At 44.7% G+C, this 23,036-nt stretch carries 23 protein-coding genes; 5 read left to right on the forward strand and 18 right to left on the reverse strand.

Annotated elements, in window-relative coordinates; translation table 11 throughout:
* Nucleotides 1-5: 5 nt before the first annotated feature.
* The 13 genes from KOE27_RS20865 to rplM all read right to left on the reverse strand — a co-directional run bounded on the left by KOE27_RS20865 (nt 6) and on the right by rplM (nt 12,046).
* On the reverse strand, nt 6-719 hold the full coding sequence (locus tag KOE27_RS20865) for a cell division protein FtsQ/DivIB (protein WP_229252857.1): 714 nt from the start codon (nt 717-719) through the stop codon (nt 6-8).
* Between the two features lie 91 nt (nt 720-810).
* A complete protein-coding gene (murC, locus tag KOE27_RS20870; protein WP_215240728.1) occupies nt 811-2,199 on the reverse strand; it encodes a UDP-N-acetylmuramate--L-alanine ligase in 1,389 nt (462 codons plus the stop codon).
* A 15-nt stretch (nt 2,200-2,214) separates the two neighbouring features.
* Nucleotides 2,215-3,324 (reverse strand): undecaprenyldiphospho-muramoylpentapeptide beta-N-acetylglucosaminyltransferase, encoded by a 1,110-nt coding sequence (murG, locus tag KOE27_RS20875; RefSeq protein ID WP_215240729.1) that lies wholly within the window; start codon nt 3,322-3,324, stop codon nt 2,215-2,217.
* 6 nt (nt 3,325-3,330) lie between these two features.
* Nucleotides 3,331-4,485 (reverse strand): FtsW/RodA/SpoVE family cell cycle protein, encoded by a 1,155-nt coding sequence (locus tag KOE27_RS20880; RefSeq protein ID WP_215240730.1) that lies wholly within the window; start codon nt 4,483-4,485, stop codon nt 3,331-3,333.
* Nucleotides 4,486-4,588: 103 nt separating this feature from the next.
* The gene (gene murD, locus KOE27_RS20885) at nt 4,589-5,947 is read right to left on the reverse strand and encodes a UDP-N-acetylmuramoyl-L-alanine--D-glutamate ligase (RefSeq protein ID WP_229252858.1); all 1,359 of its coding nucleotides are present in this window, start codon (nt 5,945-5,947) and stop codon (nt 4,589-4,591) included.
* A 135-nt stretch (nt 5,948-6,082) separates the two neighbouring features.
* Nucleotides 6,083-6,406: a large-conductance mechanosensitive channel protein MscL gene (mscL, locus tag KOE27_RS20890; protein WP_215240731.1), complete on the reverse strand. Its 324-nt coding sequence runs from the start codon at nt 6,404-6,406 to the stop codon at nt 6,083-6,085.
* Between the two features lie 24 nt (nt 6,407-6,430).
* Entirely contained in the window at nt 6,431-7,375 is a 945-nt protein-coding gene (locus tag KOE27_RS20895; RefSeq protein WP_215240732.1) for a DUF3078 domain-containing protein, read from the reverse strand.
* A 29-nt stretch (nt 7,376-7,404) separates the two neighbouring features.
* A complete protein-coding gene (locus KOE27_RS20900) occupies nt 7,405-8,232 on the reverse strand; it encodes a mechanosensitive ion channel family protein (RefSeq protein ID WP_215240733.1) in 828 nt (275 codons plus the stop codon).
* A 224-nt stretch (nt 8,233-8,456) separates the two neighbouring features.
* Entirely contained in the window at nt 8,457-9,086 is a 630-nt protein-coding gene (locus tag KOE27_RS20905) for an RNA polymerase sigma factor (protein WP_215240734.1), read from the reverse strand.
* Nucleotides 9,087-9,226: 140 nt separating this feature from the next.
* Nucleotides 9,227-10,063: a translation elongation factor Ts gene (gene tsf / locus KOE27_RS20910; RefSeq protein WP_215240735.1), complete on the reverse strand. Its 837-nt coding sequence runs from the start codon at nt 10,061-10,063 to the stop codon at nt 9,227-9,229.
* 188 nt (nt 10,064-10,251) lie between these two features.
* A complete protein-coding gene (rpsB, locus tag KOE27_RS20915; RefSeq protein WP_215240736.1) occupies nt 10,252-11,052 on the reverse strand; it encodes a 30S ribosomal protein S2 in 801 nt (266 codons plus the stop codon).
* 160 nt (nt 11,053-11,212) lie between these two features.
* Entirely contained in the window at nt 11,213-11,599 is a 387-nt protein-coding gene (gene rpsI, locus KOE27_RS20920) for a 30S ribosomal protein S9 (RefSeq protein ID WP_215240737.1), read from the reverse strand.
* 3 nt (nt 11,600-11,602) lie between these two features.
* Nucleotides 11,603-12,046 carry a 50S ribosomal protein L13 gene (rplM, locus tag KOE27_RS20925; protein ID WP_215240738.1) on the reverse strand — a complete coding sequence of 148 codons (444 nt, stop codon included), beginning with the start codon at nt 12,044-12,046 and terminating at the stop codon, nt 11,603-11,605.
* Nucleotides 12,047-12,288: 242 nt separating this feature from the next.
* Here rplM and KOE27_RS20930 point away from each other — a divergent pair, with 242 nt between their 5' ends.
* The 4 genes from KOE27_RS20930 (at nt 12,289) to KOE27_RS20945 (ending at nt 15,640) form a co-directional block, all read left to right on the forward strand.
* A complete protein-coding gene (locus KOE27_RS20930; protein WP_215240739.1) occupies nt 12,289-13,008 on the forward strand; it encodes a 3-keto-disaccharide hydrolase in 720 nt (239 codons plus the stop codon).
* Between the two features lie 39 nt (nt 13,009-13,047).
* Complete coding sequence (locus tag KOE27_RS20935) at nt 13,048-13,866, forward strand: Rossmann-like and DUF2520 domain-containing protein (protein WP_255573955.1); 819 nt, start codon at nt 13,048-13,050, stop codon at nt 13,864-13,866.
* A gap of 64 nt (nt 13,867-13,930) precedes the next feature.
* Nucleotides 13,931-14,452 (forward strand): KdsC family phosphatase, encoded by a 522-nt coding sequence (locus tag KOE27_RS20940; RefSeq protein ID WP_215240741.1) that lies wholly within the window; start codon nt 13,931-13,933, stop codon nt 14,450-14,452.
* 72 nt (nt 14,453-14,524) lie between these two features.
* Complete coding sequence (locus KOE27_RS20945; protein WP_215240742.1) at nt 14,525-15,640, forward strand: acyltransferase family protein; 1,116 nt, start codon at nt 14,525-14,527, stop codon at nt 15,638-15,640.
* Nucleotides 15,641-15,643: 3 nt separating this feature from the next.
* On the opposite strand, the gene KOE27_RS20950 is transcribed toward KOE27_RS20945, so the two are convergent.
* On the reverse strand, nt 15,644-16,492 hold the full coding sequence (locus KOE27_RS20950; RefSeq protein WP_229252859.1) for a polysaccharide deacetylase family protein: 849 nt from the start codon (nt 16,490-16,492) through the stop codon (nt 15,644-15,646).
* A 45-nt stretch (nt 16,493-16,537) separates the two neighbouring features.
* Between KOE27_RS20950 and KOE27_RS20955 the strand changes: the two genes are divergently transcribed.
* Complete coding sequence (locus KOE27_RS20955) at nt 16,538-17,761, forward strand: metallophosphoesterase family protein (RefSeq protein ID WP_215240743.1); 1,224 nt, start codon at nt 16,538-16,540, stop codon at nt 17,759-17,761.
* A 63-nt stretch (nt 17,762-17,824) separates the two neighbouring features.
* On the opposite strand, the gene KOE27_RS20960 is transcribed toward KOE27_RS20955, so the two are convergent.
* From KOE27_RS20960 to KOE27_RS20975, 4 genes are all read right to left on the reverse strand, one after another.
* On the reverse strand, nt 17,825-18,211 hold the full coding sequence (locus tag KOE27_RS20960) for a TraR/DksA family transcriptional regulator (protein ID WP_215241707.1): 387 nt from the start codon (nt 18,209-18,211) through the stop codon (nt 17,825-17,827).
* Between the two features lie 203 nt (nt 18,212-18,414).
* The gene (locus tag KOE27_RS20965; RefSeq protein WP_215240744.1) at nt 18,415-19,395 is read right to left on the reverse strand and encodes a pyruvate dehydrogenase complex E1 component subunit beta; all 981 of its coding nucleotides are present in this window, start codon (nt 19,393-19,395) and stop codon (nt 18,415-18,417) included.
* Nucleotides 19,396-19,594: 199 nt separating this feature from the next.
* On the reverse strand, nt 19,595-20,476 hold the full coding sequence (locus KOE27_RS20970; protein ID WP_229252860.1) for a transglutaminase family protein: 882 nt from the start codon (nt 20,474-20,476) through the stop codon (nt 19,595-19,597).
* Entirely contained in the window at nt 20,463-23,015 is a 2,553-nt protein-coding gene (locus KOE27_RS20975; RefSeq protein WP_215240745.1) for a circularly permuted type 2 ATP-grasp protein, read from the reverse strand. Before KOE27_RS20975 ends, KOE27_RS20970 begins: the two co-directional genes overlap by 14 nt.
* Between the last annotated feature and the right edge of the window lie 21 nt (nt 23,016-23,036).

Below are 23,036 nucleotides of genomic sequence, written 5' to 3' on the forward strand. Positions count from 1 at the left end.
TACAATTATTCACAAACAATTTGATCTTGAAACTTTACACTAATTTTTGAAAACCTGCCCCAATCCTGGCTAAGTACCCGTTCGTAGAATAGCCGGATTTTTTTAAATTTTTTCTCAAAACCCTCCGAGGTTCCAAACTCAATGCGCTGATCTCCCAGTAACGTCAGCAAACTGATCTCTCCGTCATTCCCTACTTCCACCTGCGCCACCTGTGCCTTCCAGAAAGGATCTTCATCCAGAAAACGAATCAGGTCCAATAAACCCTTATCTTTTTCGGATTTTAAATTTTTCCTACTCAGAAAATACGGGCCGGTTACCAGTAATGTCCTGGCAGAATAACTGTCGGACAATGGGAAAAAGGCCCCCTCTTCATTAATGTAACGACCTGATGCATTCCTCCACTGACCGTTGGGCGAACTATGTATCCACCGGGCAAGCGGCCGCTCCTGCTCTACATTTATTACCAGGTTTCCTTTTAGATCACGATATACCTGACATTTTTTTATAAGCTTATTGCTTTTAATTCTGGCTTCCACGTCCGACAGCCTTACCTCGTTTAAACGGCTCCCTGCCAGTGCATCGCCCCCGTTTTCCGTGGCAAGCATCCGTATATCGGTTTGATTCAGAAAATGAGCGCCTGAATCTCCCTCAATATTGATGACCAGATTGTTACAGCGTTGTTTACTGAAACGATTTTCTGCCATTCCAATGCATGCCATGGGTAAAATAACCCACAAACTTTTACGCAATAAACGCCAAGAATAATCAAATTTACGTAACATCTCAGTAATATTAAAAACGCCCCTATGATTAATTAGCAAATGAATTAGCGAGATACTCCTTCAGGGGCAGAACCAGCGTATCAATATCCCCCGCTCCAATCGTCACCAGAATATCCGTTTCAATGGCCTTCACAGCCTCTACCACATGCTCTTTAACAACTATTTTTTTATCTCCGGTTTCTACCCGATCCAGAATCATCTGCGCGTTCACACCTGGTATCGGCAACTCCCTGGCCGGGTAAATTTCCATTAAAATCAGCCTGTCGGCCAACGAAAGGCTTTTTGCAAAACCGTCGGCAAAATCACGTGTTCTGGTAAACAAATGTGGCTGAAAAATGGCAGTAATATGTCTGCCGGGATAAAGCGCTCTGACAGATGATAAAAAAGCTTCGATTTCGGCCGGATGATGGGCGTAATCATCGATGTAAATATGTTCCGGGCTCTCCACCTGATACTCAAACCGGCGCTTGACTCCCTTGTAACTTTCAAGCGCAAGTTTAATTTCCGCGGGGCTTACACCCAGGTAGAGCGCCACTGCACTTGCCGCAATTGAATTCTCAATATTATGAAAGCCGGGAATCTTCATGGCAATTCTATCGATACTTCCTCCCGGATAGTTCAGGTCAAAAACGAAACGGGCCTTTTCGATGTGTATACCGGATGCGTAATAATCTCCCTCGTCCAATGAATAGGTATAAACCTTGGCTTTTGTCGCATCAGCTATCTGCAAACCATGTCGCATGAATAAAATGCCCCCGTCTTCCACCTGGCTGACATATTCTTTAAATGAATCCAGAACGGCTTCATGTTTTCCGTAGATATCCAGATGGTCCGCATCTGTGGAGGTTACAATGGCTATCTCGGGAAACAGTGTCAGGAATGAACGGTCGAATTCATCTGCCTCCACCACGCATATCACCTCCCCCAGCTTATCCGTCGCCTCGTTCAGCAACAGATTCGTTTCGTAGTTCTGTGTTATTCCGCCCAGGAATGCTGTACTGTTCACACCTGCAGACCGCAGGATATGGGCAACCATGGAAGATGTAGTTGTTTTTCCATGCGTTCCTGCCACACCGACTGTTCTTAAATTGCGGGTCAGCATACCCAGCACCTGAGAGCGCTTCAGAATCATAAAGTTATGATCCCTGAAATAATTCATCTGCTTGTGGTCTACCGGTACGGCCGGGGTATATACCACCAGGGTCAAGGCCGGGTCGGCCTTAAAAGTATCAGGAATGGTACCGATCTCGTCTTCCAGCGTTACGGTAATTCCTTCGCTTTCAATCGTTTTGACGAGATGTGTTGAAGTTTTGTCATAACCGGCTACTGCGAACCCATTGGCCTTAAACCATCGGGCCAGGGCGCTCATTCCTATACCTCCGATACCAACAAAGTAAATGTATTTATAATGAGTCATTTTTAGTGGGTAAATTTATACTATAGGTGAGTCAGACAGGCTAAGGACTTCCCTTGCTATATCGGCAGCCGCCGTTGGCCTTGCCAGCGGGCGGATATTTTCAATCAGTTCCTGTTGCCTCTCCGGGTTATTCAGCAAGTCCAGTGCAGTGGAAATCAGCTCCTCTGCCGCAGATGAATCTTTTATCATGATCGCCGCGTTCTGGCTCACAAGGCTCATTGCATTTTTAGTCTGATGGTCTTCCGATGCGGCCGGAAAAGGAACCAGGATAGCAGGCTTGGCTGCCAGACAAAGCTCCGAAACGGAAAGCGCTCCGGCACGGGATATGACTACATCGGCAACCGCATAAGCCAGGTCCATTTCATAAATAAACTCGTAAGCTTTGATCTGATCGGTATTTAAACTTTTAATAGCAGCAGATGCAGTATCTATAAATCCCTTGCCCGTTTGCCATAAAACCTGATACCCTCCCTCTGCCAGACGCTTCAGCCCCTTTAACACGCTTTCATTGACAGACCGTGCCCCAAGGCTCCCACCCATCACGAAAAGTGTCTTACCAGTGCTCTTAAATCCAAAATGTAGCAGCGCCTTATCCCGTTTTGACTCCACTTCAAGGATATCACTCCTCACAGGATTGCCCAAAAGTTTTATTTTTTCATGAGGAAAAAAAACTTCCATTCCCGGATAGGCCACACAAATTTTTTTTGCCCATTTTGACAACAGTTTGTTGGTTATTCCCGCGTACGAGTTTTGTTCCTGGATCAACGTAGGAATCCCAAGAAAGGACGCGATCATTAACAAAGGTCCGCTCGCATACCCGCCAACCCCAACCGCGGCATCGGGTGCAAAATCCTTAATTACGGATTTCGCCTTCAAAAGACTTTTAATAAGCTTGAAAGGAAAAGCCAGGTTATCCAGAGTCAGCTCCCTTTTAATGCCGGCAATTGGCAAGCCAATAATGTGGTATCCGGCTTTGGGCACCTTTTCCATTTCCATTTTCCCAAGCGCTCCTACAAAAAGAATTTCAATATCCGGATTCACTTCCTTTAATGCATTCGCGATAGCAACAGCAGGATATATGTGGCCACCTGTACCACCTCCGCTGATAATTATCCGTTTTATCATATCAATTTAAATTCTTTTTTCTTCAATATTCTCGCCCCGGCTCACGCTGAGTATCATTCCCATGGCAATACCAGTAAAGAGCAGCGAAGTTCCGCCCTGGCTAAAAAAAGGTAAGGTTTGCCCCGTAACCGGCACCAGCCCAACCGTCACGGCCATGGCTGAAAATGCCTGACTCACTACTGTAAAGGTCAATCCTGCCGATAATAATCCTCCAAAAGGCCTTTTGGTAGCTTCAATGGCCTTAAGGCCCCGGTATAAAATGATAAGATAGAAAACAATAAGCACAACACCACCAATTGTACCATACTCTTCTACGGCGACGGCGAAAATAAAATCTTTCTGTGGCTCTGGTAAAAATCTTCGCTGCCGACTTTTGGCTACACCTTCACCATATAATCCCCCTCGCGCCATAGCCATATAGGACTGCTGCGACTGATAAACAACAATATCCTTATCAAAGAATGAGGTAATCCTGTTCTGTGCAGTACCTGCCCGTTGCGTAGAGTTGAGCAGGATGGCGATGGTTGCAAAAAAGACCAGGCCAACTGCCGTAAAAAACAGATAGTGTAACGGAACTTTCCCCACAAACATCAGCAGAAAACATATTCCCGCCAGCATCACTGCGGTGGACACATTGCTGGTAAAAATAAGACCGCAGACCACTCCGACCAAAGCCAGAGGTTCCATGAAGAGTTCACGGGTATTCCAGCCGCCTTTGATGTGCCGGGCCAGTATCAGCGACAGATGCGCGATCAGCGCTACTTTGGCCCATTCCGAGGGCTGGAAACGCTGCCCTATGATAGGTATTTCTATCCAGCGCGACGCTTCATTCACCGAGGTACCAAAAAACATGGTGAAGATCAGCAGCAAAATAGAGCTCCATACAGCCAGCCGGGTTACATACACAAACTTGATGTAGGGTATCCGGTGAACGAAATACATGATCAGCAGCGAAAGAAAGCAAAGGACTGAATGTTTGATCAGATAATACTCCGTATTCCCCTGCTTTTGACTATAAGCATCTTTCACACTGGCACTATACACCACCACAATACTCCAGAGCAACATAATAATGCAGACAAACCATATCCAGCGATCGCCTTTCAGATTCTTGGCAAACCAGTTCTGTGTGTCTTCTCTAACTCTCTGCAAGGTCTCCATCTGTCTTTCAATAATAACTGGAACTCGGAATAAATCTATTTCTGAAAAAGGCTTGAAAATTTCAGGCACCGGGGGTACCGCATTTTCAGGCCTGCTAACTGCTTTATACCAGTTGGCGGACCGCTTGTTTAAATTTTTCTCCCCGATCTTCGTAATTTTTAAAAAGATCGAAGCTCGCACAGGCTGGCGAAAGCAATACTACGTCACCAGGCTGCGCCCAGGCCCGGGCCTGGCTAACAGCCTCCTGAATATCCTGGGTAATATATATCTGCCCGACAATGCCTTTGAAATACTTTTCGAGCTTTTCAAAATCCGGGGTAAGGATGATCAAAGCTTTTACCTTCTGACGTACCAGATCCTCAATCTGGCTGTAATCATTGCCCTTATCTACACCGCCTGCAATTAAAACCACCGGTTGTTCAAAACTTCCCAGTGCATAGTACACCGAGTCGACGTTGGTAGCCTTGGAGTCATTGACATAGGTAACTCCATCCAGAATGGCCACCTGTTCCAGTCGGTGTGGCGCATTCACGAATGTCCTTAATCCCTCTCTGATACTTTCCTGATCAATTCCAACTGCCTGGGCAACCAGTATAGCCGCCAGCGCATTGATGGCATTATGCGGGCCTTTGACCGGCAGGTCCGCGAAGGGTATCGAAAATGTCGAATCTTTAAGGATGATTTGCAAAAGACTATCTGCCAGAAATCCTCCTTTTGGCAACGGCCCTTTCAGTGAAACAGGTAGCCTTTGAGATCGTACATCTCTTCTGACAAGTTCATCCAGGATCACTTCACTATCTTCAAAATAAATGAAGGTATCATTCTCCGTCTGATTCTGAATGATATTGAACTTTGAGTTCACATAGTTCTGAAACTGGTAATTATACCTGTCCAGGTGGTCCGGTGTGATATTCAGAAGTACAGCAACATCGGGGCGGAAACGTTCAATGTTATCCAGCTGAAAACTACTGATTTCCAGTACGTAATAGTCAAACTGTTTTTCAGCCACCTGCCAGGCAAAACTATCTCCGATATTTCCTGCCAGCCCGACATTCAGCCCCGCTGTCTTTAAGATATGATATGTCAGTAAAGTAGTGGTTGTTTTCCCATTGCTGCCCGTGATGCCAATGAGTTTCGCACTCGTATACCAGGAAGCAAACTCTATTTCGGAAACTACCTGTACCCCTTTTTTGTATAACGCGGCTACGAGCGGCGCTTTGTCCGGAATACCTGGACTTTTGATTACAATGTCCGCATCCATTACCCTAGCCTCGGTATGCCCCCCGTGTTCAAATTCAATTCCTTCCCGGATCAGTATATCCCTGTACTTATCCTGAAGAATTGCCTTATCGGACAAAAAAACAGCAAAACCTTTGGATTTGGCCAGGATTGCGGCACCCACGCCACTTTCTCCGCCACCCAATATAACAACCTTTTTCTGCACCATTACGGATTTAATCATTAGACAAAAGCGAGCGTTACGAAGGTAAAAGTTTTTCAAGCTAAGTACCCACAGCTGTTACCGAAAAATTATTTAAACGAGAAAAGGCATGAAACCATGCCTTTTCTCGTAACCAGTAAGCTCCTGACTATAAAACTATTCTTTTGGTTTAGTCAATCTCAGTTTATTTGCGCCTTTAACTACCAGGAAAATCACCCATGCAATAATCAAAAACTGGATGACCGTCTGTATAAAATTACCATACTTAATAGCAACTTCGGGTGTTTCTCCCACTGCTGCTTTCAGAACGACCTTCAGCTGCGTAAAATCAACGCCGCCAATGAGAATGCCCAGTATAGGGTTGATAATGTCTTCTACAAGAGACGCGGTGATTTTACCAAAAGCGGCACCAATGACCACACCCACTGCAAGATCAAGAACATTACCCTGGGCAATGAAAGTTTTAAATTCGTTGAACATATTAATTGAGGTTGGTTAAAAGAACTATTTGATCTGATATAAAAATCCTACACTTAAACCTTGTGCAAACTGAATATCATCCACCTGATCTTTGTCGTAAACCACTATGGCACCCAGGTTAACATTAAAGTATTTTGCAATTTTTGCTGTGATCTGCGCGTCCAGTCTGTGGTCGCCATTAAATTCACGTTTATCGGTAACGGCACTTTTGTTATATGAGGTATACAGCAGATAGCGGAATTTGAAGTTTATATCCTTCGCAATGTCCTTGTCAAAATTGGCAACCAACTGTATGATTCCCACCTCGTTTCTTATTCTTTTTCCCTGCTTCACCCCATAATTATTGGGAAAGGTAAGATACAGATCTTTGTCTGCCACAATGGTCTGCCTTAAAGCAGCCGGCGAAAAATCAACAAAGAAATAAGGCACCGGCTTATACTCTATACCAATGGCCTCCGTAAGGTACGCGGGAGAAAATACGGATGAAACTTTCTCTCTTTCATCCGGAGTAGCAGGGTCTTTTGAATATTCATATCCATTACCGAACTGGGATAAAAAGTTAAAGTTGGCAAACAGGCTCCACTTGTCGGTCAGCGCACGATTGTATTTAGTATCAAAAAAAATCCTGTCCACATTTTTCCGGCTCTGCTGCCCTTGGTTCCTGACAATACCATACTGCGACTGAAAATCATTTCTCCAGGCGTGTACTCCCTTTTTATGCTCGCTCAGGGCATTAAAAAAGAGACCAAGAGCAACCGAGTTCACTCCACCACCCGTCCAGTTGGAACTGAATGACCCCTGATTAAGATTGGCTCCAAATTCTATCTTCCGCCATGTGGTATCTTTTGCAACCTTTATGATGTTCCCGCCTAAGGAATTGGAAAGATCAACCTTCTGCCCAAAACTCAATGAACTTATGGTTAAAAATACGAATACAATCAGAAGTTTTTCGGGTGACCAATCTTTCATTTGGGTAGTGTGGTTTAATGGCACAAAAATTAATTGAAGATTTCGACCTGTGTGGTCTGAAACAGTTGCAGAGGGATGATGGTTGTGGTACTGTCATTCACCACCGTTACCGACGTACTGTCAATTTTGGTAATCACGCCCTTTACTTCTCCTATCCGGATAATCTGCCCCTCTCGGTAGTTTTTGTGGCTGTAAAATGACGAAATGATATTGGCCAGTACATCTTTTGACGCAATACCGTACCCAAGGGCAAATGCTCCGATGGCTCCTCCGATAATGAGGTTAAAACTCGATTCCAGCAAAGTAGTCTCAATTCCGATCTGCCCCAGCGCGGTGATAAAAGTAATGGTAAGAAAGAAGAAAAAAGCGATGTTTCCGATAAGCTTGGCCGAAGCAATGCTAAAAGATTTACACAGTGCAATGACGGTGGTTTTGATCGCATCCGAAAGCATGATGCCGATCTGGAGCATAACTGCGCCTGCAATAAGCTTCGGAATGAAATTAATCAGCGACACTACCATGTTGGTGATCGTATCGACGCCGAGGGTATCAGACGCAAAAGAAAGGAAGATCAGCAGAATGTAATAGTAAAAAATTTTGGCAACGATATCACTTAGCCTGATCTCGGTTTTTAATTGCTTGATAATCCCGATCTCGTTCAGTTTATCCCCGATTCTGTCAAACCCAACTCGTGCCAGCACCTGGGCAATGACTACTTTCACGCCACGGGCAACCAGGTACCCGATAATCAGAATTACGAAACAGCCTAGTACTCTTGGTACAAAGTCTACAAACTGACTGACAAGGGTATTGAAGGTATTGAATAAAATTTGTGTGATGTCCGGAAATTTTTCCATAGTGTAGAGTGTATTTAATTTGTAGAGGATTCATCGGGTGCCGGTACGGATAAGCATGCCGTAACCGCGCTGAAGAAGTGTTCAGTAAAGTGGGTAACTACCAACATTGAATTACGAATTGTATCTACCTCAGAAACAAGTGCCGCTTTCAAATATTCCGGAAGTTTCTCCTCCGGCTCCAACTCTTTAAAAACTGAGTTTCCTGTGGGCATGTATTTTTGATATTAAATTATACTACGAACCAATTCAATCATTTTAATTGCCAAAACGCCTAAAAATATTATAGTTTCGAGGTACTTCTTGCGCAATTTCTCGCGTGAACGCAATAACCTCATTTTGACAGCGCTTTCGGTAATTTTGAAAATATCGGCTATATCCCGGATGCTGAGGTCATCCATATACTTCATGAACAAAACCCCTTTTTCATCAACCGTCAGCTGATCCAGTGCTATTTTCAAATTTTTCGCCTGCACATCGTCTCCGTCAAAAATCGTATTAAGATCTATGTCATCGGACACTTCAATAGGCTCATCGTTCATTACCTCTCCTCTCTTTTTGTTGGCTCTTAGCTGGTCCATACAATGGTTATAGGTAATACTGTATAACCAGGTGGAGAACTTGGCATCTTCCTTGAAAGTCCCCAGTTTGAAAATCAGCTTAAGAAATATATCATGTGTAAGGTCCTCAGCTTTGGCCGTATCCTTTACAAACGATATACATTTATGATAAACCTTATCGGAATACCTCTCGTATAGCCGTTCAAAATACTTGTTCTGTTGAGTTTCTACAAAAAGTTTAACGAGTTCTTCGTCCGAGAAGCTTTTGGTAAAATCGTTGATCGCAGTTTTGACCATTTTCGTTGAAAAAAGTAACTATTTTATTTGTAGAATTTGTTGTAAAATACCTTTATTACATGTAAATATTAAAAAACAACGCCTGGTATACAAGCGTATACCAGGCGTAAGGAGTAATATTTTATAATTAAAATATTTATCTATGCTCCGATGGCTACCCTTTTGAAAGATTTAACGGTGAGCCCTTTCGCAGTTTTCTCAAGCAGCTGACGTATGGTAAGCGACGAATCCTTTACAAACTCCTGGTTTAGCAAAGTGTTATCTTTATAGAATTTCTGAAGTTTACCCTGAGCAATTTTTTCCAGCATGGCTTCCGGTTTTCCTTCGGCTCTTGCCTGCTCTTTTCCAACTTCAATCTCACGCTCAACAGTTGCCGAGTCCACCTCGTCCTTGTCAAGAGCGATAGGTTTCATGGCGGCAATCTGCATGGCTACATCTTTTCCAAGCTCGGTAACATCGGTTCCGTTTACACCTGCAAAAGCAACCAGTACGCCTAATTTACCATTGGAGTGAATGTAGGATACTACCTGGTCAGCGGATACGTTTTCGTACGCAACGATTTCCAGTTTTTCTCCCAGCTTACCTGTAAGATCTACGATATGCTCGGTCACCGGGCGGCCATCTTCCAGCGTAGCGGATAGCAAAGCCTCTTTATCTGCAATATTTCCTGAAACGGCCACGTCAAGTATACTCTGGGCAAGGCTTTTGAAACCTTCCACATTGGAAACAGGCTCAGTTTCACAAGCCAGTGCAACCAGTTTTCCATTGGTTCCATCTTCACTGATGCTTACCAGAACAGTGCCTTCAGAAACTGCGTTGTCAGCACGTTTTGCCGCTACTTTTTGTCCTTGCTTACGAAGAATGTCAACAGCCTTATCAAAATCACCATCAGCCTCCTGAAGTGCTTTTTTACAATCCATCATACCGGCACCGGTCATCTGGCGCAGTTTATTTACATCTTGTGCAGTAATTGCCATGATCTTATTTATATGGTTTTATACTCTTTTTAAGAATAGATAACACCCACTTTTCCAAATCAGGTGTTATCCATTTGTGAAATTTGACTAAAAATAATAATCAAAAAACAATAGCCCATAGCAAGAGGCTATGGGCTACTTTTATCTGTTCAGACAGAAAGGATAAATCCTCTCTTTATCGCCCTGATTTATTCTGCGTCGCTTTCTGCAACAGGAGTAGCGGTTGCTGCCTCCTCGCCTTTGTCTGCCTGACGTTTGGCTTCTTCTTCCTCTACCAGACGCTGATCGTCCTTATCTTGTTTGCGTTCCATCAAACCTTCTTCGATTGCTTTTCCAACAGCAAGCGTAATGAGTGATATCGCTTTGTAAGCATCATCATTGCTTGGGATCGGGAAGTCAACCAGCTCAGGGTTTGAGTTCGTGTCACAGATCGCAAAAATGGGGATGTTCAACCTTTTTGCTTCTGAAACTGCAATATGCTCGCGTTTTACATCAACGATGAAAAGGGCAGCAGGAAGGCGGGTCAGGTCAGCTACACCACCCAACACTCTTTCCAGTTTATCCTTCTCACGTGTAAGCATCAGGCGTTCTCTCTTCGCTATATTGTTAACCGTGGTTTCGTCTTTTAGCATCTTTTCAAGAGTCTGCATTTTCTTCAAAGACTTGCGAATAGTGCCGAAGTTCGTTAGCATACCACCCAGCCAGCGGTCCGTTACGTAAGGCATTTTTAGGCGTTTAGCCTCTTCCGTTACGATTTCCTGCGCTTGCTTTTTGGTAGCAACAAACATGATCTTACGTCCTGAACGAACGATCTGCTTGATAGCAGCCTCAGCCTGCTCGATGCAGTTCAGTGTTTTGTTCAGGTCAATGATGTGGATCCCGTTTTTCTCCATAAAGATATACGGAGCCATACGTGGATCCCACTTGCGGGTAAGGTGGCCAAAATGAACACCTGCATCCAATAGTTCTTTATACTCTATTTGTGCCATTGCCAAATTTGATTTAAAAGATTTTAATAATTTTAATTACGCAGCACAGCACATCGGGCACGATAAGTACTGTCTGGACTTTTTCTTTAGTTTTAAGTTTTTAGTAAACAGCTTACAGAACGACTGCGTACTGAATACTGTAAACCTAGAACTAAAAATATTAACGTTTAGAGAACTGGAATCTCCTGCGTGCTTTACGGCGACCGTATTTCTTACGTTCAACCATACGTGGGTCACGGGTCAGGAATCCTTCTTTTTTCAATGCACCGCGGAATTCGCCGTTGTATTCAACCAAAGCACGGGATACAGCCATACGGATAGCCTCTGCCTGTCCGGTCACGCCGCCGCCTCTTACATTTACCTTGATATCATAACCATTGCCACCGCTAACCGTTGAAAAAGGTTGCTGAAGAACGATCTGATGCACTTCAAAAGGAAAATATTCCTTGAAATCACGGCCATTCACCTTGATTTCTCCTTTGCCGGGCGTAAGGTAAATGCGCGCCACAGCTGTTTTTCTTCTACCTATTGTGTTGATAACTTCCATGAATTACAACTGGATTTCTTTTGGTTGCTGAGCGCTGTGAGGATGTTCTGCAGCAGCATAAACAAACAGATTTGTGTACAAACGGCGTCCTAAACGGTTTTTAGGAAGCATACCTTTTACGGCTTTCTCGATCACACGTTCCGGGTGTTTTTCGAGCAACTCACGGGGAGTCTGAAAACGTTGACCTCCCGGGTATCCAGTGTGACGGACATAAACTTTGTCTGTCATCTTTTTCCCTGTCAACTTAATTTTATCGGCGTTGATAACAATAACGTTATCACCACAATCAACGTGAGGAGTGTAACTGGTTTTGTGCTTGCCTCTGATGATTTTTGCAACTTCACTGGCCAGACGACCAAGAACTGCATCTTTAGCATCCACAACAACCCACTCCTTGTTTACTGTGTTTTTGTTCGCCGAGATGGTTTTGTAGCTTAACGTATCCACGATTAACAAAAAGATTTATAATTGATTTTCAATAAATTACACTGCGATAAGGCAGTCCCATCGCAAAATGGAGTGCAAATATAGGGTTTAACAAATTGAATTACAAGTATGTTTGAAAAATTCAGGACAAATAACCCTCTCAGAGACGCCTTACCACCAGATACCTGCACCAGGAAATAGTATTTATTCCTCGTTTCAACCTTTTAACAATTGAAAGTTCTTCCACAATTATTCTCCGATTTATGTTAAAACCTGAACATATTTTAACTAGCCTGGTCCTGGGTCTGCTGATCCACCTCCCGTTCCATGCAGATGCGCAGGCATTTGATCCCTTACAGTTCAAGCCGCTATTTAATGGTAAAAATCTGGAAGGCTGGGTCAATGTCAACACGGCTGAAGATACCTGGAAAGTAAAAAACAAAACGCTGGTCTGCTCCGGAAAGCCCATTGGTGTGATGCGTACCGACAGGCAGTACGAAAACTTTATCCTTGAAATTGAATGGAAGCACATGGAAGCTGGAGGCAATTCGGGCGTTTTTGTATGGAGTGAAGGTACTCAGTTTAAAGACGACCCGCTCACCAAGGCAATCGAGGTACAGATGCTGGAACTGGAATATGCCACTCAGCACAATGTGACAGACGCCTATGTACACGGCGAATTGTTCCCGACCATGGGCATGACCGCCATTCCGGACAATCCAAGAGGCCCCCGGAGTAAATCTCTGGAAAAACGCTGCAAGGGCAAAGGTGAATGGAACAAGTATGTAGTGGTGTGCGTGGATGGCGTGGTGAAATTATCAGTGAACGGGAAATTTGTGAACGGACTCCGCGCCGCAGAAAGAAAAAAGGGATATATATGCCTGGAAGCAGAAGGAGCTGAGATTCATTTCAGGAATATCCGTATCCTTGAACTCCCCGCAGGTATCACCTCGCCCGAACAAACGGCTCCCCTTGTAAATTGATTTGTGAGAACAGACAGGACAGCTTAACTTAGGCCAGATATTTCCCATTCTGTCATGAAAATCTCATTTGTTGGCTCGGGCAACGTTGCCTGGCATCTTACACAGGCGTTTGAAGAAGCAGGGCACTGGATATGTGAGGTTTACAGCCGTGACATTAACAATGCCCGCGCCTTGGCTGGTATTCTCTATGATACTGACGTGCTGACGAGCCTCAATTTTTCGGAAAGTGAAGCGGAACTGATCGTCATTGCCGTTTCTGATGATGCACTTCCCAGCGTGATGGAGCAAATTGTCTTACCCGAGAATGTGATTGTGGCTAATACTTCCGGAACCAAGTCGCTGGCAGACCTGCAGAACCTGCTTGATATTTACAGTGACGTAAATGTCCATGCCGGGATTTTCTATCCTTTACAAACCTTCTCCAGGAACGTCCCGCTGGATTACCAGGATCTGCCGTTTTGCATCGAGTCAAGAAATGCAGAGGTGGAGACAACACTGGTGAACCTTGCCCGGACAATCAGCTCCAACGTCCACAAGCTGAATTCCTACCAACGCTTTGTACTTCATGTGGGTGCAGTATTTGCAAGTAATTTCACCAATCATTTGCTGAGCATATCCCATGACCTTGTAACCAGGGAAGGTCTTGACTTTGATTTATTAAAACCGCTCATTCAGGCCACAATCGAAAAGGCACTGCAGGCAGATGACCCTGCTCCCGGGCAAACCGGTCCTGCGCGGCGGGGAGATTGGGATATTACCACCCGGCATCTGGAATATCTCGAAGAAATAAATACCAGTTGGGCTGAAATCTACGACCTTCTTACAGAAAAAATAGTTGCCCGCCACAACGTAAAATAATGATTCGCCCCCCTCTCTGCGTAAAAAGTTCGGTTATATTTGCATAACAGATAACCGGGTTTCTATGGATTTGAGCACTACCGAAAGATTCAAGCGCATTAAAACATTCATTTTCGATATTGACGGCGTGATGACCGACGGCAGCGTCATTGCACTGGAAAGCGGAGAACAACCCAGGATTTTTAATGTCCGTGATGGTTACGGTATCAACCGCGCCATTCGAATGGGTTATGGTGTTGCCATTATTTCGGCACAAAACCAGGTTGGTGTACGAAAAAGACTGGAGTACCTGGGGGTTTCGGATATTTTTATCGGAACTTCACCCGACGGAAAATTACCGGTTTATAAAAAATACATTGCTGAAAAGAATCTGAATGAGGATGAGATCGTATTTATGGGTGACGATCTTCCCGATTATGAAGTAATGCGTACCGGTGTCATGGGTGCCTGCCCGGCCGACTCCGCAGACGAGATACTCGCCCTGGCCGATTATATATCCCCGAAAACAGGAGGCCACGGCGCGGTTCGTGACCTGATCGAACAGGTGATGAAAGCACAAGGGAAATGGATGGCCTGGTTCGATTAAATGAGAATTTTCACAAGCATACCCTGAAAAAAGACCTCTCCTATTCATCGTTAAAATAATTCACTCCATCCATTGACAAAACGCTACTTCCCAAATCTTAACGGAATCCGCTGCATTGCGGCACTTCTTGTTGTATTTCACCACCTGGAGCAGGCCAAGGAAGCACTTCACCTTCCCAATGTTTATGAGGTACCCATCATCCAGCATGCGGGACGGTTAGGGGTAGGCTTGTTTTTCGTTTTGAGCGGCTTTCTGATTTCCTTTTTGCTCTTATCAGAAAAAGAAAGGTATGGAAATATTGATATCAAGAAATTTTACCTGCGGAGAGTCTTCCGGATATGGCCTATTTACTTTTTAATTGTACTGCTTTCTCTGTTCGTTTTTCCGCATATCGGACTGTTGTCATTTCCTGAGATAGAGAAAAATATTACGGATCATTATACCGAAAGACTGTTTCTATTGATGATCGTATTACCCAATTACGCCTTTGTTTTATACGATCTGCCCTATTGGTGCGCACAGACATGGTCAATCGGTGTGGAAGAACAGTTCTATTATTTATGGCCCTGGCTGATTAAATACACCAAAAAGAGAATTCCCATTTTCCTTCTCTTTGTTACGCTAACGATTGTTATGCTCTTCCTTGGATTGCACTTTTTGAACGCTCCCAGCCGTGAGGAAAATCTGAAAATCATAGCCACGTTCATTGGGCAGTTCAGGATACAAACAATGGCTCTGGGAGGCTTCTGCGCCTGGCTGGTTTTTAAGGACAAAGAAAAGGTTCTTTCTTTCATTTTCAGGAAAGATATCCAGATCGCGACCTACGGCGTTTTACTGCTTCTGTTTTTGTCGGGCGTCCACTTTAACGGCTTTCTTGAGGTGTATTCCTTATTCTTCGGATTTTTTGTCCTGAATCTTTCCTGTAATCCGAAATCCATTATCAGCCTGGAAAATCCGGTGATCAGTTACCTGGGTAAAATATCCTATGGCTTGTATGTTTACCACGTGGTGGTAATTGTACTGCTGCTCAACATATTCAGAAACTATTTCCCTCTTTTACAAGGGCCTATTTATCAGATTTTGGTATACGTTCTTACACTGGCCGGCTCTATAGCGGTGGCTTCCGTGTCCTACTTGTACCTGGAAAAACCGCTTCTGGCATTCAAAGACAAACGTTTTGGCAGATAAGTATCATAAACTGACCAGCTCCGACATCTGATAAAATCTCAGATTCTGACGGTTGGCTTCTTTGAGAATTACTTCCAGAAAAGTTACATCAAAGCCATATTCCCCGTTAACCGGTGGGGCATACAATGGTTCATGCCCGAAAAGCATGAGGGCCGTACCTGTGCTTTTAGCCTTCTGAATGGCATCCTTTATTTCGTCTTCCGTCAGTCCCGAATCTGAATCGATCACGAGCGCATCAACCGACCTCTTTTTATCAAATTTGTAATAAATCCAGTTCATGATCCTGGGTGCCATGGTATAGATGGGTATTCCCCGTAAACTCCGCCTGGAGGCGGCCACATCCCTCAAAATCCTGAATCCGTTTGCAAAAAGTACGGAATCCACCTGGTCATTATGATTCCCGCCCGGATGAGCGTAGGAAGTAGGGTGAAAGCCCGCCAAAGACATATTTTTCAGACCAGGGAACAGCTCGGTTTCTGCATACCCGGCCGGACCTCCGGCCTGGATCAGTTCCGTAGATTTGGCATGGACAGTACCATGAAATCCGATCTCGTGCCCATCATTCTGAAACGCTCTTAACATGGCAATTTCACCCGCAGTCAGCGTATCTTTGCAGGTTATGAAAAATGTTACTCTGGCATTATATTTTTTGAATAAAGGTCTTAAAGCGTACCACTCGTCAAGGAAATGATCATCAAATGAAATAGCAATCCCGGCGTCACCCGGATGCTCACTGCTCTCAACACAGGAAATGAAAAGCCAACTCGACAACACACAGCACAACCCCGCAGCGAGCACTCCTATGCTGGCTCGAATACCGACAGGCAGGAATCTTCCTTTTGTATTTTTCAAATCTCTAAGTCCAAAATGTTATTTTCGCTAAATTAATACCTCAAGATGAAAATCCTACATACCGCCGACTGGCACATCGGCAAAAGGCTCGATACTTTTACACGACTGGATGAACAGCGGCTGGTGCTGGATGAAATCTGTGAGGTTGCAGAAACAGAAAAGGTGGATGCCGTGGTAATTGCCGGAGATCTTTTCGATAATTTCAATCCATCGTCCGAGGCAACCGAATTATTATACAGTACCTTGCACCGGTTATCTGCTGATGGGAGCCGTGCGGTAATTGCTATAGCCGGCAACCATGATTCACCCGAAAGAATCAATGTTCCGGATGCACTTGCACGGGTTTGCGGTATCATATTCGTTGGATTCCCCAACTCCGAGGTCCCAAAATTTTGCACCCAGGGAAAGGTTGACCTCATTCGCACAGCAAAAGGTTTTATCGAAATAAACCTCCCCCATTGCGATTTTCCGCTGCGTGTTATCCACACTCCCTATGCCAACGAACAGCGCCTTAAGACATTTCTGGGAGTGGATGATTCTGAGGATATCCTTCGTAATCACCTGCAGGAGCACTGGAAAGAACTGAGTGATGCGTATCTGGATGACCTTGGTTTTAATCTGCTGGTGACACACTTGTATGTCATGAAAAAGGATGACCCCCATCCCGAAGAAGAACCCGACGAAGAACGCCCTATCCTGCATGTTGGCGGCGCACAGGCCATCTATACCGAAAATTTCCCCGCATCGGTACATTATGTAGCCCTTGGGCATTTACACCGTTACCATCGTGTAGACAAGAGCCCGCCGGTTGTATATTCCAGTAGCCCGCTGGCGTACAGTTTTTCTGAAGCTAACCAAACTAAGTATGTGGTTCTGATTGAAGCAGAAGCCGGTAGGCTGGTAAACTATCGCCCTGTTGAACTCAAAAGTGGGAAGAAACTCCGACGGGGAAAATTTGAAAATATCGATCAGGCAATAGATTGGCTGCTGCAACACCCGCATGACCTGATGGAGCTTACTATCGTTTCCGAAAATTATCTGGAAGCTTCCGATAAAAAAAGGCTTACCGATGCCCACCCGGGTATTGTTCAGATCATACCCCAGATTCAAAAGGTAAATGTGGAGGAAACAACCTCACAAGCGGACCTCACCCTGAGCATCGACAAACTGTTTCTGGAATATTTCAAAACAAGGAATAAGGGGCAGCTCCCTTCTGAAGGGCTTATGGAGGTTTTTCGGGAAGTATTAGGTACTCAAGAAGATAGTTAACAAAAAAGGACGGGTATCCCTATGGTTACCTGTCCTCCGAGCTATATAAAAACAGCTTAATGATTAGCTTGCCCTTCTAAGCTTCGCCTCTATTGTCTGTTGCGTGTGTGGTACAATGCGTAGCCTTTCTTTGGGTATGAGCTTCCCTGTATCAATGCATACGCCGTAGGTACCATTTTTTATCCTAACTAAAGCATTTTCCAGCTGGATGGAATATTTCTGAAGCCGGGCTGCGAGCTGGCTCAGGTTTTCACGTTCACTCGCATCTGCACCATCTTCAACCAGCTTGGCCGATCCAGCCGTGATATCCGTGCCTGTATCGTTTTTCTTACTCAATCCGGTTTTGATGTAGTTCAGCTCGCTTAATGTATTTTCCAGCTTGCCACGAATCAATTCCTCAAATTCTTTTAATTCTTCTTCAGAATACCGGGTTCGTTCTTCTTGCATAATCTTTCTTGATTTAATAATCTCAATCAGGTGCGTAGGGTAAAACAAAAATACTCGTAATCTTCTTTTTCTGAACTATCAGATTGAATAATGCTTCCTGTAAGCCAGCAACATCAGCAGGAAATGGTCTGTAACCTGATCCAAAACTATATTTAAACATTAAAGCCGTAAAAAACGTTTTCTTTTACGGCTTTAATAATTCTGTATTATTTGTAGAGAACAGTTTTTACTGCATCTACAACACGTTTTGCACTCGGCAAAATTTCCTCTATCAATGTGGGCGCGTATGGAAGCGGTACATCCCGATTGGTTACCCTGATCACCGGTGCATCCATGTAATCAAATGCATGCCGTTGGATGTGGTAGGTAATTTCCGTTGATATGGATGCCAGCGGCCATGCTTCCTCTACTACCACACAACGGTTGGTTTTCTTCACCGATTCAACAACGGCAGCATAATCAATAGGACGTACCGTTCTTAAATCCACAACTTCCACGTCAATACCTTCTTTTTCCAGTTGCAAAACAGCTGGCATCACAACACGGGGAATCATCTTTCCAAACGAAACGATGGTAACATCTTTTCCGGCCCGCTTGATATCCGCTTTTCCTAGCGGTATCAGATATTCCTCCTCAGGCACCTGCATTTTATCTCCATACATCACCTCTGATTCCATGAAAATAACCGGGTTATTGTCGCGGATGGATGATTTCAAAAGTCCTTTGGCATCGTAAGGATTGGAAGGAACCACAACTTTCAATCCCGGTGTATTGGCAAACCAGTTTTCGAAGTTCTGAGAGTGCTGCGCACCCAGCTGTCCAGCATTACCGGTCGGTCCGCGGAATACGATCGGACAACCATACTGCCCCGCAGACATGGAAAGAATTTTGGCAGCACTGTTTATGATCTGGTCAATAGCAACAAGCGAGAAATTAAAAGTCATGAACTCAACGATCGGCCTGAGCCCGTTACCTGCTGCTCCTACTGCAATACCAGCAAAGCCCAGCTCGGCTATCGGTGTATCAATCACACGTTCCGGTCCAAACTCGTCCAGCATTCCCTGACTGGCTTTATAGGCACCATTATATTCCGCAACTTCCTCGCCCATCAGGAATATACTTTTATCCAAGCGCATCTCTTCCGACATGGCGTCGCGAATGGCATCTCTAAATGCTATTTCTTTCATCCGTAATTTATTGATTATTTAATTCCAGGAAAATCAAAGGACCAATCCTTACACAGGTTCCGATCATTTTGGGTATTTCCTGTTAGATTTTGTAAACTGTTTCAAAAACGATGTGGTAAAATTAGAGAAACATGCCCAATTCTCAAATCTTTCAAACAAGCATTCTGCTAAAAGTGAAAGAGATATATCCCTTCGGGTACTATTCTGAAGGGATTACATCCACTTCGACCGACAGAGCTTGTTTTCCGGCACTAAAAATAATGCCCTTCAGCGGGGGCACATCGCTATAATCTCGCCCCCATGCCGTGGTTATATGTCTTTCACGGGGTACCATATCATTTGTAGGATCAAAATCGCACCACCCGTAATCGGGAATGAAAACGGATATCCAGGCGTGGGAAGCGTCTGAGCCCTGCAGCTTTGGCCGATTGGGCGGGGGAAGCGTTTCCAGATATCCGCTGACATATTTTGCCGCAAAACCAAAACTTCGGATACAGGCTATGGCCAGGTGGGAAAAATCCTGGCAAACACCTTTTTTCGCCGCGAGCACATCCTTGATAGGCGTATGAATGGTCGTGAAGTCAGGCACAAAGTCGAATTCGGTAAAAATTTTATGACATAAACCCCGCACACTATCATACAGCGGCTTATCGTCCTGAAAACAATCACTCGCAAAATTCCGGATCTGTTCATCCCATCTGACCATCGGACTGGGGATCATAAATTCCAGCAATGATATCTTTAAAGAACGATCCTGCACAAAAGCCTTTCTGGCTTCGGCACAGGAGATATCAGAGGGAATCAGCGGAGTACCCACGGTATCGGTAATGCACTCCACAAGGCTCGTTGCCACCACAGAAAGTTGTTTATGAGGTGTATGCAGCGAAAAGTAATGCGTGGTATTACCATAAAAATCAACCCGTTCAATAATTTCTGCCGGTGCCGGTGTAATTTCCAGTTTAAACTCCTGGCAAATCTGCCTGGACAAAGTCCTCGGAGCGAGGCATAACAAGCTCTGATAACTGGTTACCGTGTCCAGGTACTTATATTCGGTTTTATGGACAAGCTTATATTTCATCATTTTCAACCGGTTTTAAAAACGAATGCTGCATCACCGTATGGCTGAAATACAGGCTCGTAAGACTAACGGAAACCGAGGATATCAGCGCACCTACTTTTGACATCGTTTCAAATAATGCTGCGCGCTCTCCCTCGCCGTTCCAGCTGCTGAGGCTGGTTATATCTGCAAGTTTGATCAGCATAGATGCCTCAAGAACCGATTTTTCAGCATCGTTTAACCTTTCATTGTGTGTGGTAGACGGTAATTTTGCAAGATTGGAAGATAATTCATCCAGCATATAAACCAGCGAATAGGGCAGCGTTTTTTCAAGCAAAACCATATCCAGCATAGCCTCAATCGTAAGCTGAGATTTATAGATCTGACGGTAATTAACCAGCAAATGATGGTTTAGTAAAACTGCTTCGATTAGCTCATTCTCTACATTCTCCTCATTTTTTTCTCCAAAACAGGATTGAATTACGCTAATCCTGGAAAGAATCCGCTCAATTAACTTACCGGTATCCAAAAGCAAAAAACTCTTATCCCTCGGCATGGTCTCAGTGATCACACCCAGAAAAGTTACCATCCCGTTGTACAGGGTATCCAGTGTTTTCTGAATATTACTGCTGTTCATATGCGAAGCATTTTTTGCTTCGTATAACCCGTGTTCAATCAGGTCAACAATCCGCCATATCTCTATATCCCACTGGTTACGGACTGCTCCCACCGCGTGCAGAAAAGAAGTAATATTGGACGCTACCGACCCCAGACGTAAGGGATTGGCCACAATATCTATAATCTCGGGATAGGGGTTCCCCCATTTTTTTTCCTCCTCTTCAATAAATCCGGGATAGGTTGCCGAAAGATGCGTCAGTCCCTGCAGCAGTATTTTAATGTGCTCCTGTTTGGAAGACCCGCCAAAGTTCCGGTCGAGGTTCAGCACATTTATGACGATATTCATGAACTTAATCACACTCATTGTACGCTCACAATACCGCCCTACCCAAAAAAGATTTTCAGCACTCCGGCTCGGTAAACTGATGTGCTTGTTAACTGAAGAGGGCTGAGTAAGTACGATCTTTTCATGTTCCTGTGCCGTTTTGTCGGAAACAATCCAGGTATCTTTTGATAGCCCCCCATGCTGATTGGATATCACAAACCTGTCTTTCACAGGAGAACTTCTTGTAAGGCCGCCCTGCATCACCCGGTACCCGTCCCCGTCGGTTACCAGAAATGCCCTTAAGGCTGCATACCGGGGAACAATGTTTCCGTCTATCAGTGAAGGTGTAGTAGAAAGGCTTACTTCTTCCTGCGCAATATAGTCCTGAGGCGCCAGTTTAATTTGTTTCTTAAGCTGTTCTTTGTCGTTCTGGCTCAACAACCGGCCATAGATGGACCGGAAGCGTGATTTTCTATTGGCTTTTTTTATAATCAGCTTATCAATATTATCAAGTACAAAGCCCCTCTCCTTTTCATGCCCGCACCACCAGGTAGCCACGGAAGGCATGATCAGTTCTTCCCTCAGAAAATACTTACAGATGTTGTTCATAAAGGCAAGAAAAGCGTGATTTTCCAGCACGCTTGTACCTGGCGGATTCAGCACCTTTACATTACCCAGGCGCATCGCCTGCAAAAGCCCGGGAACTCCCAGCCGCGAATCTTCCCGGAGTTCAAGCGGATCACACCACTCGTCATCTACCCGCCGGATAATCACATCTACTTTCTGCAGGCCGTCAATGGATTTGAGCCACACGCACCCGTTCCTTACCAGCAGATCATCTCCCTGTGCCAGGGTATACCCCAGGTAGGACGCCAGATAAGCGTGTTCAAAATAAGCTTCATTGTTTGGCCCAGGCGTCAGATAAACAATATTGGGCGCTTCCTTGGTTTTATCCGAAAGATTTAAAACCGTATGCTGCAGACTGTTAAAAAACGGCGACAACTTGTTGACATACATACCATCGGCCAGCTCGGGTAACAGCTTGCTCATCACCAGACGGTTTTCCAGTGTATATCCCGACCCGGAGGGGGCCTGGGTCCGGTTGTCCACCACCCACATCTGTCCGTCGGGGCCTCTGGCCATATCGGCGGCATACATGATCAACTGGTTTTTTCCCGGTTGGTGAATATCATTGCAGGGCCTTAAAAACCCGATATTACTGTAAACCAGTTCCGCTGGAATGATGGCATCTTTCACCAGATTTCTGGGTCCGTAAATATCTTTCAGGATCAGGTCCATCAGTAATGCCCGCTGCTGCAGACCCTTTGCTATGTGATTCCACTCTTTCTGCTCGATCAGAAAGGGAATGGGATCCAGTTGCCAGGGTCGGTTAAGGCCATCCGGACTTTCGTAAACATTATAGGTAACACCGTTTTCCCTGAGCTTGCTGATGATTTCCTGGTTACGGACTTTAAGCTCCTGCATTCCCAGTTTCTCAAGGGTGGAGAACAGCGCTTCCCAATGGGGTTTTACGCCGCCGTCCACATCCAGTACTTCGTCATACGAGTCAAGAGCGCCTTTATAAGATTGTAACAGATTCACAGGGGCCTCGGTAAGCATAAAAATTCATAGAGGTTAGCA

The organism is Dyadobacter sp. CECT 9275, from assembly GCF_907164905.1.
In the GTDB taxonomy this organism is placed as follows: domain Bacteria; phylum Bacteroidota; class Bacteroidia; order Cytophagales; family Spirosomataceae; genus Dyadobacter; species Dyadobacter helix.

Bases quoted from the DNA above. Each gene is read 5' to 3' on its own strand.
- KOE27_RS20865 (WP_229252857.1), bottom strand. From the start codon at position 719: ATGGCATGCATTGGAATGGCAGAAAATCGTTTCAGTAAACAACGCTGT.
- murC (WP_215240728.1), bottom strand. From the start codon at position 2,199: ATGACTCATTATAAATACATTTACTTTGTTGGTATCGGAGGTATAGGA.
- murG (WP_215240729.1), bottom strand. From the start codon at position 3,324: ATGATAAAACGGATAATTATCAGCGGAGGTGGTACAGGTGGCCACATA.
- KOE27_RS20880 (WP_215240730.1), bottom strand. From the start codon at position 4,485: ATGGAGACCTTGCAGAGAGTTAGAGAAGACACACAGAACTGGTTTGCC.
- murD (WP_229252858.1), bottom strand. From the start codon at position 5,947: ATGATTAAATCCGTAATGGTGCAGAAAAAGGTTGTTATATTGGGTGGC.
- mscL (WP_215240731.1), bottom strand. From the start codon at position 6,406: ATGTTCAACGAATTTAAAACTTTCATTGCCCAGGGTAATGTTCTTGAT.
- KOE27_RS20895 (WP_215240732.1), bottom strand. From the start codon at position 7,375: ATGAAAGATTGGTCACCCGAAAAACTTCTGATTGTATTCGTATTTTTA.
- KOE27_RS20900 (WP_215240733.1), bottom strand. From the start codon at position 8,232: ATGGAAAAATTTCCGGACATCACACAAATTTTATTCAATACCTTCAAT.
- KOE27_RS20905 (WP_215240734.1), bottom strand. From the start codon at position 9,086: ATGGTCAAAACTGCGATCAACGATTTTACCAAAAGCTTCTCGGACGAA.
- tsf (WP_215240735.1), bottom strand. From the start codon at position 10,063: ATGGCAATTACTGCACAAGATGTAAATAAACTGCGCCAGATGACCGGT.
- rpsB (WP_215240736.1), bottom strand. From the start codon at position 11,052: ATGGCACAAATAGAGTATAAAGAACTATTGGATGCAGGTGTTCATTTT.
- rpsI (WP_215240737.1), bottom strand. From the start codon at position 11,599: ATGGAAGTTATCAACACAATAGGTAGAAGAAAAACAGCTGTGGCGCGC.
- KOE27_RS20930 (WP_215240739.1), top strand. From the start codon at position 12,289: ATGTTAAAACCTGAACATATTTTAACTAGCCTGGTCCTGGGTCTGCTG.
- KOE27_RS20940 (WP_215240741.1), top strand. From the start codon at position 13,931: ATGGATTTGAGCACTACCGAAAGATTCAAGCGCATTAAAACATTCATT.
- KOE27_RS20955 (WP_215240743.1), top strand. From the start codon at position 16,538: ATGAAAATCCTACATACCGCCGACTGGCACATCGGCAAAAGGCTCGAT.
- KOE27_RS20965 (WP_215240744.1), bottom strand. From the start codon at position 19,395: ATGAAAGAAATAGCATTTAGAGATGCCATTCGCGACGCCATGTCGGAA.
- KOE27_RS20970 (WP_229252860.1), bottom strand. From the start codon at position 20,476: ATGATGAAATATAAGCTTGTCCATAAAACCGAATATAAGTACCTGGAC.
- KOE27_RS20975 (WP_215240745.1), bottom strand. From the start codon at position 23,015: ATGCTTACCGAGGCCCCTGTGAATCTGTTACAATCTTATAAAGGCGCT.